The sequence below is a fragment of the Roseateles sp. GW821-FHT09H11 genome (assembly GCF_059415845.1).
In genome coordinates this window covers 76,372-93,433 of the sequence record NZ_JBWKOA010000006.1, presented here as the reverse complement: position 1 = coordinate 93,433, position 17,062 = coordinate 76,372, and the positions used below count along the sequence as shown (strand labels likewise).

Below are 17,062 nucleotides of genomic sequence, written 5' to 3'. Positions count from 1 at the left end.
TCTGAGGCGTCTTGGGTGCCCGCTTCAGGGCAACATCGCGGTCCATTCTGCGAAGAAGGTTGTCGCCTGAATAGAACTCAGATTAGCTAGCTCATTGATGTCATTGAGTGTGACGCCATCTGATCCGATGATGCCGGAATCGATCTCGTGCCCGGCAAATCGCATCATGAACATGAAGTCATCGGCCGCTCGCAAGTCCATCACCGTGCACACCATCAGGCGCGCGAGTCAGCGGTTGATGGCTCGCGGGCGCGACCGTGAGCCATCGCCTGAAGTGCACGCGCTGATGCCCAGCCGCGATGACATCCAGAAGGCCGCAAACAATGCCCTCGGGCGGTGGCTGGAGGGTCAAGAGAACCGCTTCATGAATTGCCTGAGCAAGCACGACGAGGCGACCGCCGCTCTGTCGTGAATGCGACAGCGATACCGAAGCTCCGGTAGCACGATCCCCCGCTGACCGGCCCCGTTCGATGGTCCGGCGCGATCAGGAGACGATCATGGACGACATCACCGCCCGCATTCCCTCGCTCAAGGGCCAGGTCAGCGACGCCGAATGGCAGCTGCGCGTGGACCTCGCCGCGTGCTACCGGCTCGTCGCGCGCTACGGCTGGAGCGACCTGATCTTCACGCACATCAGCGCGCGCCTGCCCGGTGACGCGCATGAGTTCCTGATCAATCCCTACGGGCTGATGTTCGACGAGATCACCGCCTCCAGCCTGATCAAGGTCGACGCGTCGGGCAACAAGCTGCAGGAGACGCCGTTCCCGGTGAACCAGGCCGGCTTCATCATCCATTCCGCCATCCACGCGGCGCGGCCGGACGTGGGCTGCGTGCTGCACACGCACACGCGGGCCGGCGTGGCGGTGTCGGCGCAGAAGGGCGGGGTGCTACCGATCTCGCAGCAATCGACCTTCGTGCTGGCCTCGCTCGCGTACCACGACTACGAGGGCGTCGCGATCCGCCCCGACGAACAACCGCGGCTGCAGAACGACCTCGGCGACAAGATCTTCTACTGCCTGCGCAACCACGGGCTGCTGACCGTCGGCAAGACGATCGGCGATGCCTTCCTGTCGATGTACACCTTCGAGAGCGCCTGCCAGATCCAGATCGCGGCGCAGGCCGGCGGCGTCGAACTGACGCCCGTCCACGACGCGATCATCCGCGGGACCGCCGAATCGATGCGCGTGCAGACCGGCGGCCTGGGCGGGGCGTTCGTGTGGCCGACGCTGCTGCGGCAGGCGAGGCGGCAGTGTCCCGGCTTCGACGTGTGAAGCAGCAGCGTCTGAGACGCGCCTATCTGTCGTAGCGCCTGGCGCGCTCCCGATGGACGGCGATGTCATCGTCGAACGATTGGACCCGCCCACCGCCGAAGGCGGCGACCCATCCGGCGATCGCGGCGAACACCGCCAGCGCTGCCGCGGCACCGAGCGGTCCGCCCAGGATCGCGACGGCGATCGCGCCGAGCGCGCAAATGAGCGCCACCGCGCCGAGCACCAGGCGCCGCCCCCACAGCCAGCCCTGATACAGGACTCGCTCTGAGCCGCCGACGCGCGCGTCAGTGCCGAGCTTGTCCTCGTGGAACAGCTGCCAGAACACCCAGAATGTGCAGGGGATGAGCAGGATCCCGCCGGCGATCCGTCCGGGCTGGCCGCGGTGAGCGATCAGCAACCACAACGCAGCGCACGCCATGCCGATGCCCAGCGTGACGAAGATCCATCGTTCAATGACTTCCCAGCGCTCCCGTTGCGCCATGTGTGCTTCTTCCCAGACAGGAGAGGCGCATTCGCCCCGACGAAGCGCATTGTCCTTCCGCCAGCAGGATCGTCCTCACGGCTTGATCGCCGCCAGCAGCGCGATCGCGCTGATGCCGACGATCGCGATGACCGGCGCATGGGGATCCAGGCCGGGCAGGGCGCGCATCGCCAGTGTCAGCCCGAGCGCCTATCGGAAGAGCTTCGGCCAGCGGTGATCGACAGCCGCGCGGCAGGCGGCGAGTTTCATAACCCCCAGGAACGAAAGAATGATCCGGGTCGACATGCCGGACGGTCTTCCCCCGCCTAGCATGGGCCGACTCCGGCGCACGACCGGGGCTTCACAGGAGACAAGATGATTCGCAGATCCCTGATCGCGGCGGGTTCGGCGGCGCTGGCCGCGATGATGCTGCCGGCGACCGCCTTTGCGCAGACCTACCCGGACCGCCCCGTGCGGCTGGTCGTGCCGTACGCACCCGGCGGCAGCGCGGACATCGTCGCGCGCCTGATCTCGGACGAATGGGGCAAGGCGCTCGGCAAACCGCTGGTGGTCGAGAACAAGGCCGGCGCGGGCGGCAACGTCGGCGTGGCCGAGGTCGCGAAGTCCGCCGGCGACGGCTACACCATCGGCCTGCAGACGGTCTCGCTCGCGATCAATCCGGCGCTGACGCCGAAGATGCCCTACGACACGCTCAAGGACTTGGCGCCGATCGGCATGGTCGCGAGCTCGCAGCACGTGCTCGTCGTCAACGAACAGGTGCCGGCGAAGTCGGTCAAGGAGCTGATCGCGCTGGCGAAGAGCCGGCCCGGCAAGCTCTCCTATGCGTCGGCCGGCACGGGCAGCACCTTCCACATGTCGGCGGAGCTGTTCAAGGCGGTCGCGGGCGTGAGCATCGTCCACATCCCGTATCGCGGCGGCGGTCCCGCGTTGAGCGACACGATCGGCGGGCAGGTCGAGATGTCCTTCCCGGTGCTGTCGGCGGCGCAGGGCCACGTGCAGTCGGGCAAGCTGCGAGCGCTGGGTGTGACCGGACCGAAGCGCTCGCCGCTGATGCCGGACGTGCCGACGATCGCGGAGGCCGGCGTCCCGGGTTATTCCTTCGAGACCTGGTTCATGGTCTTCGCGCCGGCAGGCACGCCCCGGCCCGTGATCGACAAGCTGAACGCGTCGCTGCACGCGGTGCTCACCGCCCAGGCGGTCAAGGACCGGATGGCGAAGGAAGGTTTCGAGGCCACGCCGTCGACGCCGGCGCAGGCGCGCGCACGGCTGGAGAAGGAACTGCCGCAATGGGCGAAGCTGGTGAAGGAGCGGGGGATCACCGCGGATTGATCACCGCGGACGGGTCGCCTCGGTTTGGGCGCCGCGCCGTCGCCCCGCTCGTACGTCAGCGCGCCTTCGACGCGGCGGTCGCGGCCGGCTTGGCCGACGAGATCGGCGTGGTCTGGAGTTCCGCGGCGTGGCGGCCGAAGACCTCGTAGAAGAAGAAGACGCTGTCTTCCTCGCCGTTGGCCATGCGCTTGAAGACCTTGCCCATCGGGTTGCTGAAGCCACTGGGCAGCGTGCGCATGCCCATGGGCAGGTCGCCGAGGACGAGCGCACGCTCCTTCTCGGTGGGGTGGTCCCAGCGCGCGCCGGGCAGGTTGCGGACCATCACCTCGCCGACATAGCAGCCCAGGATGAGCAGCGTCTTCTGCATCGATTCGGCGGTGTTGCCTTCGGCGCGCCACTTCAGGATCAGCGCGTCGACCTGCCGGAGGCTCTCCGGCGAATAGTCCAGCTTGATCTGCTGTTGCTGGAAGATGGTCACGGCCATCCCGGCGAGCTTCGCGGCGACTTCCGGCGACCAGCCGGGACGGGGCGAGGGCGGCGAGTCGTCGATCCAGGCCGCGGAGGCGGGCGATCGGGGCGACGCGGGGGACGAGGTCTGTGCTTGCGCCTGCGTGGCGAGCAGGGCGGCCACGAGCAGCGGCAGGAAGCGGAACAGGGTCATGATCGGCGGCGGATTCGACAAATGAAAACGCCGCTCTGTGGCGGCGCGGTCGGATTCTGTGTCGAGGCGAGGGCGATGCCCGCCGGACTCCCCCGTCACGGCGCCGGCGAGCGTCCATTTGTCACGCGCCGGAAATTGCCGCGCACGGCGTCGCTGCGGCTCAGAGCCAGACCCTCGGCCGGCGACCGAGGCTGGCCTCGCTGAGCAGGCGACGCGTCTTCGGATCCAGGGCGTCCGGGGCGGCCTGGGCCAGCGCGATCCGCGCGAAGTCCGGCAGCCCGATCAACGACGTGGCGATGCGGGCCTTGCGTCGCGACACGTCCTCCAGCACAAACCACTTCATCGTCGGCGAGAAGCGGATGCGCCGCACGTCGGACCATCGCATCACGCCCCGGCCGCCGAATCGGCGCCCGAAATCGATGCTGTCCTCGGACACATGGTGGCGGGCGAAGAAGTAGTCCGCCACCATGGGCAGCGCCATCAGCCCGAGCACGCCGAAGCAGAGCGCGGTGCCGAACGTGGCCGCGGGGTGCGTGCCGGTCATGAAGGACACGGCGGCGAGCCAGAAGAAGAACGCCGCGCTGATCGTGCCGATCACGAGTGAGCTCATCGGGTGGCGCAGTTCAATGGACATCGGTGGCGTTCGATTCGTGTAGCTGGCGCGCGGCACTGTCGACCGCAGGCGCCGAGTATCTACGCTGCGGCTGCAGCCGCTGCGGCCGCCGCCTTCGGTCGGACCAGCGGCTGGGCGTTGAGGAACAGCACGAGTCCGCGCAGTGAGCAGAGCTGGGAGGACTGGATGGTTGCCGAGCTCCGGGTATCTGTGCCTGTGGAAGATCAAAAGCAAAACGCATCAGACCTTGGAGGGGAATGCAGCCGAAACCGGGGGATCTTTTGCGCCTCTCGGGGGATAGGGCTACTGAAAGTGGAGAGAAGTCGCTCCGGGACATCCCCCAGACATCGCCCCTCGCGACGCGGCTAGCATCCCCCGCCAAGAAAAGACCATCGCCGGTCGCCTGCGCGGCGCGGCGCAACAGGGAGTTCCCGATGACACCGATCTCCATCGCGCGCCGCTGCGCGCTGTCGCTCGCCCTTGCGCTGGCCGGCCTGCAGGGCGTCGCCCATGCGCAGCCGGCGCCCGTGCCGGCCTCCGTGCCGCCGGAGGTGTTCTTCAAGAACGCCGAGCTCAATGAGGCCAAGCTCTCGCCGAACGGCAAGCGCCTGGCCGTCGCCGCGCCGGGCGGCCCCGGCCTGCGCGTCGGCCTCTACGTGTTCGAACTGGGGGCCAAGATCGAGGCCCGTCGCGTCGTCCAGTTCAGCAATGACGACGTCGGCGACTTCTACTGGGTCAACGACGACAAGCTGGTCTTCTCCGCGACCGATCGGCGCGTTGCCTCCGGGACCCACTACCAGGCCCAAGGGCTCTTCTCGGTCGCGGCCGACGGCTCCGGCGTGCGCCAGATCGTCCAGCGCGACAGCGACAGCGAAGGCGAGCGCAAGGCCTTCGGCGGCGCGCTGACCTTCAACCATGTCCTGCTCAGCGTGCCGTACCCCCATCCGGGCGAGCCCGGCAACCGCGTGCTGGTCGGCAAGTACGGACTCAACCGGTCCAACAACGCCAGCGCGTACACGCCGTTCTGGCTCAACGTCGACACCGGACGCGCGCTGCCCGCCACCTACGACGAACCTCGCGGCGCGACGAGCTTCCTCTTCGACAGCCATGGCGAGGCCCGCGTCGTCGTCACGGAACAGGAGAACGTCGTCGTCGCGCACTGGCGGGCGCCGGGCGAAAAGACCTGGACGGAAATGACCCGCGGAGATCAGCAGGGCTTGCCCTTCGTGCCCCGATCGGTGGACGACGGCGGTCGACTGTTCGTGACACGCCTCGAGGGCCCGCAGGGCTATCAGGTGCTGACCCGTTTCGACTTCGAGAAGAAGCAGCCCGAGCCACGCGCGCTGCTCGCCACGCCCGGTTTCGACGCCCTGGGCGGCGTCGCGGAGTACGACGAGGTGGGCGTGATCCTCGATGCGGGGCGCACCGTCGGCGTGCGTTATCAGACCGATGGCCTGTCGACCGCCTGGTTCGATCCGGCGATGCGCGACTTCCAGAAGCAGGTCGACGCCCGTTTCACTGAAGGCATCAACGAGATCCAGTGCCGGCGTTGCGGCAAGCCCGACATGGTCGCGCTGGTGCGCAATTTCTCCGATCGCGAGCCCGGCGAATACTGGATCTACCGCGCCTCCGCGCCGGAGGCGGACCGTTGGCAGCCGGTCGGCCGCCAGCGTCCGGACGTCGATCCGCGCGCCATGGCGGGACAGGAGCTGCACCGCATCAAGGCCCGCGACGGCGTCGATCTGCCGGTGTGGCTGACCTTGCCGCGCGGCGTCGCACCCGGCAAGCCGGCGCCGGCCGTGGTGCTGGTCCACGGCGGTCCGTTCATGCGCGGGCGCACCTGGGAATGGAACGGCTGGGCGCAGTTCCTCGCCTCGCGCGGCTACCTGGTCATCGAGCCCGAGTTCCGTGGCAGCAAGGGCTACGGCGACACGCACTTCCGCTCGGGCTACAAGCAGTGGGGTCAGGCCATGCAGGACGACGTCGCGGACGCATTGCGTTGGGCCCAGGGGCAGAAGCTCGCGACCGATCGCGCCTGCATCATGGGCATCAGCTATGGCGGCTACAGCACGCTGATGGGCCTGGCCAAGGACGGAGCCCTGTACCGCTGCGGCGTCGCCGCGGCGGCGCCGACCGACCTGATGCTGATCCTCAAGGGCGATCGCTGGGTCGACGACGACGCCGGCAGCGTGTATCGCAGCTATCTGGCCCCGGTCGAGATCGGTGACCCGGCCAAGGACGCCGACATGCTCAAGGCCAACTCCCCGCTGCTGCTGGCCGAGCGCATCCGTGCGCCGCTGCTGCTGGCCCACGGCGAGCGCGATCGTCGCGTCCCCCTGGAGCACGGCGAACGCATGCGCGACGCGCTGACGAAGGCCGGACATCCGGCCGAATGGATCGCCTATCGCGGCGAGGGCCACAGCTTCACCAACCTCGACAACAGGGTCGACTTCGCCAAGCGCGTCGAGGTCTTCCTCGCCAAGCACCTGAAGGACGGGCAAGGCACCCCACCAGGCGGGCAGTAAGCCGCCGCGCCCGCGCCCGCGCCCGCGTCATCGCGAGCGGCGGAAGACTCGATCCGACTTCAGTCTTCCGTCGGCGCGCAGGCCAGCATCGCCGCCACCAGCGTCGCCCCCTGCCGCTCCCGCAGGCAGTAGAGGTACTCCCGCACCAGCGGCACGTCCTGCTCGAAGGGCAGGGCGATCAGGTCCGGGTGTCGCCCGGTCTCGTGCGCCGCGAAGATGCTGAGCCCCAGCCCGCGCACCACCGCCTCGCGCAATGCCTCCCGGCTGGCGATCTCCATCTGCGCCTTCGGGCGCACGCCGGCTGCGTCCAGCGCCTGCTCGCTCAAGGTCCGCGTCATCGAGCCGCGCTCCCGCACCAGCAGCGTCTCCTCCGCCAGCGCCGTCAGCGACACCGCCGTGCGCCGCGCCAGCGCATGGCCGCGCGGCAGCAGCAGCACCAGCGGGTCGGCACCCAGCTCGACGCGGTGCAGCCGCGCGTCGTCCACCAGGTGGCTGGAGGTCGCCAGGTCCACTTCGTAGGCCAGCAGCGCGTCCACCATCTGCCGTGAATTGCCGGCCGCGATGCTGAGGTCCACCCGCGGGTGCCGCGTCCGGAACCGCTGCGCCAGCGTCAGCGTGTAGTACGGCGCGGTCGCGCCCAGCCGCAGCGCGCCGCCGCGCAGCTCGGCGGAATCGCGCAGCGCGAACTCGATGTCCAGCTCCTGCTGCAGCAGGGCGTCCACCTGCGGCATCAGCCGCCGGCCCGCGTCGCTCAAGCTCAGGCGGCCGCCGCCGCGGTGGAACAGCTCCACCCCGTACTGCTCCTCCAGCGCGCGGATCTGCGTCGTCACCGTCGGCTGCGACAGCCCCAGCTGCTTGGCCGCGCCGGTGATGGACCCCAGCCGCGCCACGGCGAAGAAGGCCTTCAGCTGGTTCACGAGCACGGCAACTCTCCCGGATCTCCCGGATCTCCAAAAACGGCTAATACCGGTTTCCGCGAACTTGGGGCGTTTGACGCGTCAATGACATATGCCATTCCTACAGTGTCCCCCATCGATTCCCCCGATGGAGCGCCCATGACGATCTCTCCCCTGCCGACCTCGCGGTCGACCTCCCTCTCGACCGTCCTCCACGCCGCCGCGGCGCTGGCCCTGGCCGCGATCGCCGCGTTCACCAGCCCCGAGGTCCATGCCCAGGGCGCCCAGGGCCCTCAGGGCAAGACCGAGCTGCTGGTCTACAGCGCGCTCGAGGCTGACCAGATCAAGGCCTACAAGACCGCCTTCGAGCAGGACCATCCCGCCATCGAGCTGAAGTTCGTCCGCGAGTCCACCGGCATCGTCACCGCCCGGCTGCTGGCCGAGAAGGCCAACCCGCAGGCCGACGTCGTCTGGGGGCTGGCCGCGACCTCGCTGATGCTGCTGGACAAGGAGGGCATGCTCGCGGCCTACGCGCCCAAGGGCCTGGAGCAGGTCCGCGCCACGATGCGCGACCCGCGTCCGCAGCCGACCTGGGTCGGCATGGACCTGTGGTCGTCGGCCGTCTGCTTCAACACCGCCGAGGCCGCGAAGCACAACCTGCCCAAGCCCGCCTCCTGGGCCGACCTGACCCAGCCCGTCTACAAGGGCCTGCTGACGATGCCGCATCCGGCCTCCAGCGGTACCGGCTACCTGATGGTCTCCGCCTGGCTGCAGATGATGGGCGAGGCCAAGGGCTGGGCCTTCATGGACGCGCTGCACCAGAACATGGGCGTCTACACGCACAGCGGCTCCAAGCCCTGCCGCCAGGCCGGCGCCGGCGAGTTCCCGGTCGGCCTGTCCTTCGAGTACCGCGCCAACAAGACCAAGAAGGAAGGCGCGCCCATCGACATCGTCTTCCCGAAGGAGGGCCTGGGCTGGGACGTCGAGGCCACCGCCGTCATGAAGACGACGAAGAAGCCGGAAGCCGCCCGGGCGCTGGCGGACTGGTCCGTGACCCGCAAGGCCAACGAGCTCTACGCGAAGAACTTCGCCGTGCTGGCGCTGCCCTCGGTGCAGGAACAGCTGGAGTACGTGCCCTCCGACCTCGACAAGCTGCTGGCGAAGAACGACTTCAACTGGGCCGCCGCGAACCGCGATCGCATCCTCGCCGAGTGGTCGCGCCGCTACGAGGCCAAGGCCGAGAAGAAGTAATCCGGACCTCCCATGCTGCATCTGCGCCAGATCACCAAGCGCTTCGGCCCGCAGACGGTGCTGCAGGGCATCGACCTCGACCTGGGCCCGGGCGAGTTCGTGTCGCTGCTCGGCCCGTCGGGCTGCGGCAAGACGACGCTGCTGCGCATCGTCTGCGGCATCGAGACGCCCGAGGCCGGCCAGGTGCTGATGCACGGCCAGGACATCACCGCCTGGCCGGCGTCGCAGCGCCGCTTCGGCGTGGTGTTCCAGTCCTATGCGCTGTTCCCCAACATGACGGCGCGCGAGAACGTCCGCTACGGCCTGAACGAACTGCCCCGGCGCGAGGCCGCCGCCCGCGCCGACGAGATGCTCGCGCTGGTGGGCCTGCTGGAGCAGGCCGGCAAGTTCCCCGCGCAGCTGTCCGGCGGTCAGCAGCAGCGCGTCGCCCTGGCCCGCGCGCTGGCGCCGGGACCGAAGCTGCTGCTGCTCGACGAGCCGCTGTCGGCGCTGGACGCACAGGTCCGGCAGGAGCTGCGCACCGAGATCCGCGCGCTGCAGCAGCGGCTGGGCATCACGACGCTGATGGTCACGCACGACCAGGACGAGGCGCTGGCGATGTCCGACCGCGTGGTCCTGCTGGCCAAGGGACAGATCGCGCAGCAGGGCGCGCCGCGGCAGCTCTACGACCAGCCGGCCAGCGCGCTGGTGGCAGGATTCGTCGGCCGGATGAACTGGATGGACGGGCAGGTCGTCGCCGAGGGACGCGTGCGCGTCGGCACGACGCTGCTCGATTGCGACAGCCGCCTCTACAAGACCGGCAGCGTCGTGCGCGTGGGCATCCGCCCGGAAGCGATCCGCCTGATCGACGGGGAGGGCGCGATGCTCCGCGCCCGCATCGAGACGCTGCAGTTCCATGGCGCGGTCACGCAGGTGCTGCTGCGTTGCGAGGCGCTGGGCGCTGGCACCGGTGCGGGCGTCGGCGGGGCGCTGATGCTCGAGATCCCCAGCGGCGAAGCCGCCGGTCTCAGTGAAGGGGAAGTCCGCGGCCTGAGATTGCCCGCCGCAGCGCTCCAGCTTTTCGACGCGCCGTTGTCGATGCGGAGAGCCGCGTGAGCCTGGTGTTCGATCAGGCATCGCGGGCACCTCAGGTGCCGCTGCCGCGCCGGCGGGGACGCCGCCTCGAATCGTGGATGCTGCGCGCGCTGCTGGCTGCCGGGCTCGTCGCGTTGACCGTGATCATCCTGCTGCCGCTGGTGGCACTGCTCGCGCAGAGCGTGCTCGACGGGCAGGGCCACTTCGTCGGCGCGTCGCACTTCATCGCGTATTTCTCGACCGGCCGATGGAGCGCGCTGTGGAACAGCGTCGCGCTGTCGGCAGTCTCGGCCGTCGTCTGCGTCGCGCTCGCCTACGGCTACGCCTGGGCGCTGACGCACACGGCGCTGCCGGCCAAGGGCCTGTGGCGCGCGCTCGCGTTGTTGCCGCTGCTCGCGCCCTCGCTGCTGGCGGCCATCGGGCTGGTCTACGCCTTCGGCAACCAGGGCCTGCTGAAGGGCCCGATGCAGGCGCTGGGGATCGACAGCATCTACGGCCCCGCCGGCATCGTGCTGGGCTCGGTGCTGTGGACCTTCCCGCACGCGATGCTGATCCTCGTCACCACCCTGTCCAGCAGCGATGCGCGGACGATCGAAGCCGCGCGCTGCCTGGGCGCCAGCGGCTGGCGCGTGTTCCGCACGGTGACGCTGCCGGCCAGCCGCTATGGGCTGCTGATCTCGCTGGTCGTGGTGTTCGTGCTGGTGCTGACCGACTTCGGCGTGCCCAAGGTCGTCGGCGGGCAGACCGCGATGCTGGCCACCGACATCTACAAGGAAGTCGTCGGCCAGCAGCGCCTGGACCGCGGCGCCGTCGTCGCGATGCTGCTGCTGTTGCCGGCGCTGGGCGCCTTCGTGCTGGAGCAGCGCCTGCGCGCCCGCCAGCGCGCGGTGCTGAGCCTGCGCGCCGTCCCGCACGTGCCGTCGCCGCGCGCGGGGCGTGACCTCGCCGCGCTGCTGTACTGCGCGCTGGTCGCGGCGGCACTGGTCGGCGTCTTCGGCATCGCGGTGTACGCATCGTTCGCGCAGTACTGGCCGTACCAGCTCGCGCCGACGCTGACGCATTACCAGTTCGACATGAGTGACGGCGGCGGCTGGGCCAGCTATGGGAACTCGCTGCGGCTGGCCGCGTGGACCGCGCTCGCCGGCGCGGGCCTGAGCTTCGTGCTGGCCTGGCTCGTGGACAAGCCGCGCGGTTTCGCGGCCGCGCGCGGCGTGCTCAACGCGCTGGCGACGCTGCCGATGGCGGTGCCGGGTCTTGCCCTGGGGCTGGGCTACATCCTGTTCTTCAACGCGCCGTGGAATCCGCTGCGCGGCTGGTACGGCGGGCTCGGCCTGCTGGTGCTGTGCACGGTGGCGCATTACTACTCGGTCGCGCACCTGACGCAGCTCGGCGCGCTGCGGCAGCTCGATCCCGAGTACGAACGCGTCGCCGAGTCGCTCGGCCTGCCGTTCTGGACGCACCTGCGCCGCGTGCACCTGCCCATCGCGATCCCGACGCTGGTGCAGGTGGCGGGCTACTTCTTCGTCAGCGCGCTGACGACGGTGTCGGCGGTGGTGTTCCTGTACTCGCCCGACACCACGCTGGCCGCGATCGCGGTGCTCGCGATGGACGACGCCGGCGACACCGCGCCGGCCGCCGCGATGGCGACGTTGTTGTTCGTGACCGCGGCGATCGGGCGAGGTGTCATCGGCCTGGTCGGCCACGTCCTTGTGCAACGGACCCAACGGTGGCGAGCCCGATAGCCCTGGCCAGAGAGCTGCCGTACTGCCACCGCCGCTGGCCCTCACCCCCACCCTCTCCCGCAAGCGGGAGAGGGAGTTCGACCGGCTCTGCTCGCGGCGCTGGCGCCTCTTTCTCCCTCTCCCGCTTGCGGGAGAGGGCAGGGGTGAGGGCCAGCGGCCGTGGAAGTGCTGAAGCCCTCCTGCGTCCTCTCCCGCACTGCTGGAGAGGAAGCGGGGAGCAATGAGCGGCGAGCTTCTTTCCTTCGATAGGCATTCTCATGAACTGTGACCTCCTCGTGGTCGGCGCCGGCATCGTCGGCCTGGCCCATGCCTGGGCCGGCGCGAAGCGCGGCTGGCGCGTCGTCGTCGTCGAGCGCGACGCGGCCTGCATCGGCGCGTCGATCCGCAACTTCGGCTTCGTGACCGTGACCGGTCAGCAGCGCGGTGCGCACTGGCGCCGGGCGCGACGATCGCGCGATCTCTGGGCCGAGCTCGCGCCGCAGGCCGGCCTGCGCATCGAGCACGCCGGCCTGCTGCTGGCCGCGCGCTGCGCCGAATCGGAAGCCTTGCTCGAGGCCTTCCTCGCCACCGAGATGGGCGAGGGCTGCGCGTGGCTCGGCGCCGCGGACGCGGCGGCGCGCCAACCCGGCCTGCGCGAGGACGGCCTGATCGGCGCGCTGGTGAGCCCGCACGAGTTGCGCGTCGAATCGCGCGACGCGATCCCGCGCCTCGCCGCCTGGCTGGCGGAGCGGCATGGCGTCGAGTTCCGCTTCGGCGAATCGGTGCTCGAGGTCGAGGCCCCGCACGTGCGCACGTCCCGCGCGAGCTACCGCGCCGAGCGCGTCGCCGTGTGTTCGGGCGCGGAGCTGCACGGGCTCTTCGCCGATCGCTGGACGCCGCATGCCTTGTCGCTGTGCCAGCTGCAGATGCTGCGTGTGCGGCCGCCGTCGGGCTTCCGCCTGAATGCCGCGTTGATGGCCGACCTGAGCCTGGTGCGCTATGAAGGCTACGCCGCGCTGCCCGAGGCGCAGCCGCTGCTGCGGCGTCTGTCGGCGCAGCGGCACGACGCGCTGGCGCACGGCATCCACCTGATCGTGGTGCAGAGCGCCGACGGCACGCTGGTCGTCGGCGACTCGCATCACTACGGTCCAGTGCTGCCACCGTTCGCGAGCGAGGCGGTGGACCGGCTGATCCTCGACGAACTGCATCGCCAGCTGGCGCTGCCTTCGGTGGAGGTGGTCGAGCGCTGGACCGGTGTCTATCCGGTCAGCGCGGCCGCACCGTGCCTCGTCGAGGCGCCGGACGAGCGAACGCGGCTCGTGATGGTCACCAGCGGCACGGGCGCCAGCACCGCGTTCGGATTGGCGGAAGAGGTCCTCGCAGACTGGTAGGGGCTTCAGTACTTCCACCGCCGCTGGCCCTCACCCCGGCCCTCTCCCGCAAGCGGGAGAGGGAGTCCCGCACGGCGCCTCTCCCGCAAGCGGGAGAGGGAGTTCCGCACGGCGCCTCAGCGTTCCTTCAGGCTCTCGCTCCTGACGCGTTCGAGCGGGCTCAGCAGGAATCCGATGACGCGTCGGCTCCCGGTGCGCACCTCGGCGCTGAGCGCCATGCCGGGTCGCAGCGGCACGCGCGCGCCATCGACCTCGATGTCGCGCGCGTCCAGCGTCAGCGTCACGGCGAAGCGCGGTCCCAGTTGCTCATGGTCGATCGCGTCGGGGCTCACCCGCGTGACCGTCGCCGGCAGCGTGCCGTGACGCGTGAACGGGAAGGCCTCCAGCTTGATCGCCGCCGCGTCGCCGACGCGCACGAAGCCGATGTCCTTGTTCTGGAGCATGACCTCCGCCGTCACCGGCGCGTCGTCGGGCACGATCACCATCAGCGCCTGCGCCTCGGTCACGATGCCGCCCGGCGTGTGGATCGCCAGCTGCTGCACCGTGCCGTCCACCGGCGCGACGAGCCGCGTCAGCTCCTCGCGTCGGCCCGCCTTGCGGCGCTCCGCCTCGATCTGCGCCAGCCGCGCGGCGGCCTGCTCGCGCGTCGTGTGCCAGCGCTGGCGGACCTCGGCGATCAGCGCGGCGCGGGTCGCCCGGGTCTCGGTCAACGCGGCGTCGGTCTCGCGCGATCGCGCGCGCTGGGTGTCGAGCTCGCCGCTGAGGTCGAGCCGCTCGCGCCGCCGATCCTCCCAGGCATGCGTGGAGGCGAATCCCTCGCCCGCGAGCGCGCGCAGGTCGTCTTCGCGCCGCGCGGCCAGCGGCAGCGCCGATGCCAGCCGCGTCGCCGCGGCCAGGGCGGTGTCGCGTTCGGCGCGGCGGCGGTCGGCCTCGGCGTCGAGCCGCTCCAGGCGGGCCTGCAGATCGCCCCACTCGGCGCGCAGCATCGCCAGCGTCTCGCGCTGTCGCGCAACGGGCCAATCGTCCGGCGGCGACGGTGGCGCCTGCGGGGGCGCCTGGAGCGACGCCAGCAGCCGCTCCGCGCGCCAGCCTTCGGCCAGGGCCGCCAGGCGCTGCTCGTCCAGGCTCTCGCGGTCCGCGGCGGGCGCCGTCGGATCGAGCTCGACCAGCGTCTGGCCCGCCGTGACATGCTCGCCGTCGCGCACCCGCACGCGATGGACCACGGAGCGCTCCAGCGGCTGCACGACCTTGCTGCGCTCGCTGACGACGAGCTTGCCTTCGGCCACGGCGACGATGTCCACGCGACCCACCAGGGACCACACCAGCGCGATCGCCGCCAGCCCGATCAGCACGAAGGCCGTGCGCCGCGGCGCCGGATGCAGCGGCGTGTCGCGCACCGCCAGCGCCGCGGGCAGGAAGGCGGCCTCCTCGGCGTGGCGCGCCGGTCCGACGAGGTCGCGGCGCGCCGCCCACGCGGCGGCCAACACCTCGCGATGGCGACGCAGCATCTCCACCGGCGCGCCGAAGCGGTGGCTGAGCGCGGCGCCGAGCTCCTGCAATCGCTTCAGTCGCCTGATCCGGACCCCGGCCCGGGCGTTCCAGCGAGCGTTCCAACGGCCGTTCATGCGCGTGCTCCCGGTCCGTCCTGCATCGACCACAAGCGCCGGTACAGGCCGTCCCGCAAGGCCAGCAACGCGTCGTGCGGTCCCTCTTCGACGACGCGACCGCGTTCCATCACGATGATGCGGTCGGCGTGGCGCACCGCGCTGAGCCGGTGCGCAATGATCAGCACGGTGCGGTCGCGGCAGATCTGCGTCATGTTCCTGTGCAGCACGGCTTCGCTTTCGTAGTCGAGGGCGCTGGTGGCCTCGTCGAGGATCAGGATGCGCGGGTCGGTGAACAGCGCCCGCGCGATCGCCACGCGCTGGCGCTGGCCGCCGGAGAGGGAGCCGCCCTGTTCGCCGACGATCGTGTCGTAGCCTTCCGGCAGTTCGCTGATGAAGTCGTGCGCGCCGGCCAGGCGCGCCGCGCGGACCACCGCCTCGATCGGCGCCGCCGGATCGGCGATGGCGATGTTCTCCCGCAGCGTGCGGTTGAAGAGCACGTTGTCCTGCAGCACCACGCCGATCTGGCGGCGCAGTTGCGCCGCGTCGATCAGCCCGCTGTCGACCTCGTCGATCAGCACGCGGCCCTCCTGCGGCAGGTGCAGGCGTTGCACCAGCGTCGTCAGCGTGCTCTTGCCGCTGCCGGAGCGGCCGACGATGCCGACCACCTCGCCGGCGCGGATCGTCAGGTCCACGCCGCGCAGCGCCGGGGCGGCCTCGGGCCGGTAGCGGAAGGTCACGTCGCGCAGCGCCACCGCGCCGCGCAGCGCGGGCAGTTGCGCGGCGCTGGCGGGCGGCGCCTCGGTGCGCGTGTTCAGGATGTCGCCCAGCCGCGCCATCGACAGGCCCGTCTGCTGGAAGTCCGTCCACAGGTTGGCCATGCGCATCACCGGTTGCGCGACGTGCTGCGCGAACATGTTGAAGGCGACGAACTGGCCCACCGTCAGCGCGCCGTCCATCACCTCCTGCGCGCCCCACCAGAGCGTCGCGGCCTGCGTCAGCTTGCCGACCAGACCGACGCCCTCATGGCCCCAGGCCGCGAGGTTCTGCGTGCGGAAGCTGGCCGACACGTAGGCTGCCAGCTGCTTGTCCCAGCGGCGCGCGAAGGCGGGTTCGAGCGCGCCGGCCTTCACGGTCTGGATCGCGGTGACGGACTCGACCAGCATGGCCTGGTTCTCGGCGCCGCGCGCGAACTTCTCGTCCAGCCGCCGTCGCAGCACCGGCACGATCAGCACGCTCAGCAGCACGTAGCCGGGCAGGCTCGCCAGCACGATCAGCGTCAGCGGCACGCTGTAGAGGAACATCACCGCGAGGAAGACGATCGAGAAGAACAGGTCCAGCACCACGGTGAGCGCCTGGCCGGTGAGGAAGGCGCGGATGTGCTCCAGCTCGCGCACGCGGGCCACCGAGTCGCCCACGCGCCGCGCCTGGAAGTAGGCCAGCGGCAGCGCGGCCAGGTGACGGAACAGCCGCGCGCCGAGCTCCACGTCGATGCGGCTGGTCGTGTGGCTGAGGATGTAGTGGCGCAGGCCGGAGAGCAGGCTCTCGAACAGCATCACCACGACGAGGCCCACGACGATGACGTGCAGCGTGGACAGCCCGCGATGCACCAGCACCTTGTCCATCACGACCTGGAAGAACAGCGGGTGCGCGAGCGCGAAGCCCTGCAGCACGAACGAGATCAGCAGCACCTCGCCGAGCAGGCGCCGGTGCTTGACCAGGGCCGGGATGAACCACGAGAAGTCGAAGTGGGCCATCTCGCCGACGAGGCTGGCGCGGCTGGCGACGAGCATCAGCTCGCCGTTCCAGCGCGCCAGCAATGCGTCGCGCGTGAGTTTGGCGGGGCGGCCGCCCTCCACGGCGGGATCGGCGATCAGGGCCTCGCTGGTGCCGAAACGGCCCAGCACGACCGGACGCACCGGGGCGTCGGGCTCGTCGGGATCGCTGCCCTTGTCGCGCAGCCAGATCACCGTGGGCAACGGCACGCGCGCCAGCCGGGCCGCGTCGCCGCGCAGGCGGCGCGCCTTCAGGCCGAGCAGTCGTGCGGCGCGCAGCAGGTCGTCCGGCTCGACGGGATCGTTCGGACCGAGGCCGAGCTGGTGCGCCAGCGCGTCGGGTTCGGCGGCGATCTCATGGAAGGCGGCCACCAGGCACAGCGCCGCCAGCGGGGAGACCCGCGGCGGCGTCGGGCCGGGAGGCGGCAGGCGAAGGGGAAGGGTCGTATCGGCCATCGGGACTCACGGTC

15 protein-coding genes are annotated in these 17,062 nt (G+C 70.4%); 8 read left to right on the top strand and 7 right to left on the bottom strand.

The features are described 5' to 3' along the window. Positions 1-24 precede the first annotated feature (24 nt). On the bottom strand, positions 25-174 hold the full coding sequence (locus AC07PR_RS19880; RefSeq protein ID WP_483105708.1) for a hypothetical protein: 150 nt from the start codon (positions 172-174) through the stop codon (positions 25-27). Between AC07PR_RS19880 and AC07PR_RS19875 the strand changes: the two genes are divergently transcribed. Next, positions 167-412: a hypothetical protein gene (locus AC07PR_RS19875; protein ID WP_483105709.1), complete on the top strand. Its 246-nt coding sequence runs from the start codon at positions 167-169 to the stop codon at positions 410-412. The genes AC07PR_RS19880 and AC07PR_RS19875 overlap by 8 nt on opposite strands. 85 nt (positions 413-497) lie before the next feature. After that, the gene (locus tag AC07PR_RS19870; protein ID WP_495136315.1) at positions 498-1,271 is read left to right on the top strand and encodes a class II aldolase/adducin family protein; all 774 of its coding nucleotides are present in this window, start codon (positions 498-500) and stop codon (positions 1,269-1,271) included. Between the two features lie 22 nt (positions 1,272-1,293). On the opposite strand, the gene AC07PR_RS19865 is transcribed toward AC07PR_RS19870, so the two are convergent. Then, positions 1,294-1,752, bottom strand: coding sequence for a hypothetical protein (locus AC07PR_RS19865; RefSeq protein ID WP_495136314.1), 459 nt, complete (start codon positions 1,750-1,752; stop codon positions 1,294-1,296). Between the two features lie 354 nt (positions 1,753-2,106). On the opposite strand from AC07PR_RS19865, the gene AC07PR_RS19860 reads away from it, so the two are divergent. After that, positions 2,107-3,081, top strand: a complete 975-nt coding sequence (locus AC07PR_RS19860; RefSeq protein WP_495136313.1) for a tripartite tricarboxylate transporter substrate binding protein — start codon at positions 2,107-2,109, stop codon at positions 3,079-3,081. A gap of 55 nt (positions 3,082-3,136) precedes the next feature. Here AC07PR_RS19860 and AC07PR_RS19855 read toward each other — a convergent pair whose 3' ends face one another. Together AC07PR_RS19855 and AC07PR_RS19850 are read right to left on the bottom strand one after the other, a co-directional pair. Beyond that, positions 3,137-3,742, bottom strand: a complete 606-nt coding sequence (locus tag AC07PR_RS19855; protein ID WP_495136312.1) for a DUF6278 family protein — start codon at positions 3,740-3,742, stop codon at positions 3,137-3,139. 160 nt (positions 3,743-3,902) lie between these two features. Then, positions 3,903-4,376 carry a hypothetical protein gene (locus AC07PR_RS19850; protein ID WP_495136311.1) on the bottom strand — a complete coding sequence of 158 codons (474 nt, stop codon included), beginning with the start codon at positions 4,374-4,376 and terminating at the stop codon, positions 3,903-3,905. A gap of 413 nt (positions 4,377-4,789) precedes the next feature. Here AC07PR_RS19850 and AC07PR_RS19845 point away from each other — a divergent pair, with 413 nt between their 5' ends. Further along, positions 4,790-6,880, top strand: a complete 2,091-nt coding sequence (locus tag AC07PR_RS19845; RefSeq protein WP_495136310.1) for an alpha/beta hydrolase family protein — start codon at positions 4,790-4,792, stop codon at positions 6,878-6,880. A gap of 59 nt (positions 6,881-6,939) precedes the next feature. Here AC07PR_RS19845 and AC07PR_RS19840 read toward each other — a convergent pair whose 3' ends face one another. Continuing rightward, complete coding sequence (locus AC07PR_RS19840) at positions 6,940-7,803, bottom strand: LysR substrate-binding domain-containing protein (RefSeq protein ID WP_495136309.1); 864 nt, start codon at positions 7,801-7,803, stop codon at positions 6,940-6,942. A 132-nt stretch (positions 7,804-7,935) separates the two neighbouring features. Here AC07PR_RS19840 and AC07PR_RS19835 point away from each other — a divergent pair, with 132 nt between their 5' ends. The 4 genes from AC07PR_RS19835 (at position 7,936) to AC07PR_RS19820 (ending at position 13,213) form a co-directional block, all read left to right on the top strand. Further along, complete coding sequence (locus tag AC07PR_RS19835) at positions 7,936-9,027, top strand: putative 2-aminoethylphosphonate ABC transporter substrate-binding protein (RefSeq protein ID WP_495136308.1); 1,092 nt, start codon at positions 7,936-7,938, stop codon at positions 9,025-9,027. Between the two features lie 12 nt (positions 9,028-9,039). Continuing rightward, the gene (locus tag AC07PR_RS19830; protein WP_431102541.1) at positions 9,040-10,122 is read left to right on the top strand and encodes an ABC transporter ATP-binding protein; all 1,083 of its coding nucleotides are present in this window, start codon (positions 9,040-9,042) and stop codon (positions 10,120-10,122) included. A 77-nt stretch (positions 10,123-10,199) separates the two neighbouring features. After that, positions 10,200-11,843, top strand: coding sequence for a putative 2-aminoethylphosphonate ABC transporter permease subunit (locus AC07PR_RS19825; protein ID WP_495136552.1), 1,644 nt, complete (start codon positions 10,200-10,202; stop codon positions 11,841-11,843). Positions 11,844-12,100: 257 nt separating this feature from the next. Next, positions 12,101-13,213, top strand: a complete 1,113-nt coding sequence (locus AC07PR_RS19820; RefSeq protein ID WP_495136307.1) for a TIGR03364 family FAD-dependent oxidoreductase — start codon at positions 12,101-12,103, stop codon at positions 13,211-13,213. 116 nt (positions 13,214-13,329) lie between these two features. Here AC07PR_RS19820 and AC07PR_RS19815 read toward each other — a convergent pair whose 3' ends face one another. Both AC07PR_RS19815 and AC07PR_RS19810 read right to left on the bottom strand, forming a co-directional pair. Beyond that, positions 13,330-14,838, bottom strand: a complete 1,509-nt coding sequence (locus tag AC07PR_RS19815) for an HlyD family type I secretion periplasmic adaptor subunit (RefSeq protein WP_495136306.1) — start codon at positions 14,836-14,838, stop codon at positions 13,330-13,332. After that, positions 14,835-17,048 (bottom strand): type I secretion system permease/ATPase, encoded by a 2,214-nt coding sequence (locus AC07PR_RS19810; RefSeq protein ID WP_495136305.1) that lies wholly within the window; start codon positions 17,046-17,048, stop codon positions 14,835-14,837. Before AC07PR_RS19810 ends, AC07PR_RS19815 begins: the two co-directional genes overlap by 4 nt. Positions 17,049-17,062 lie beyond the last annotated feature (14 nt).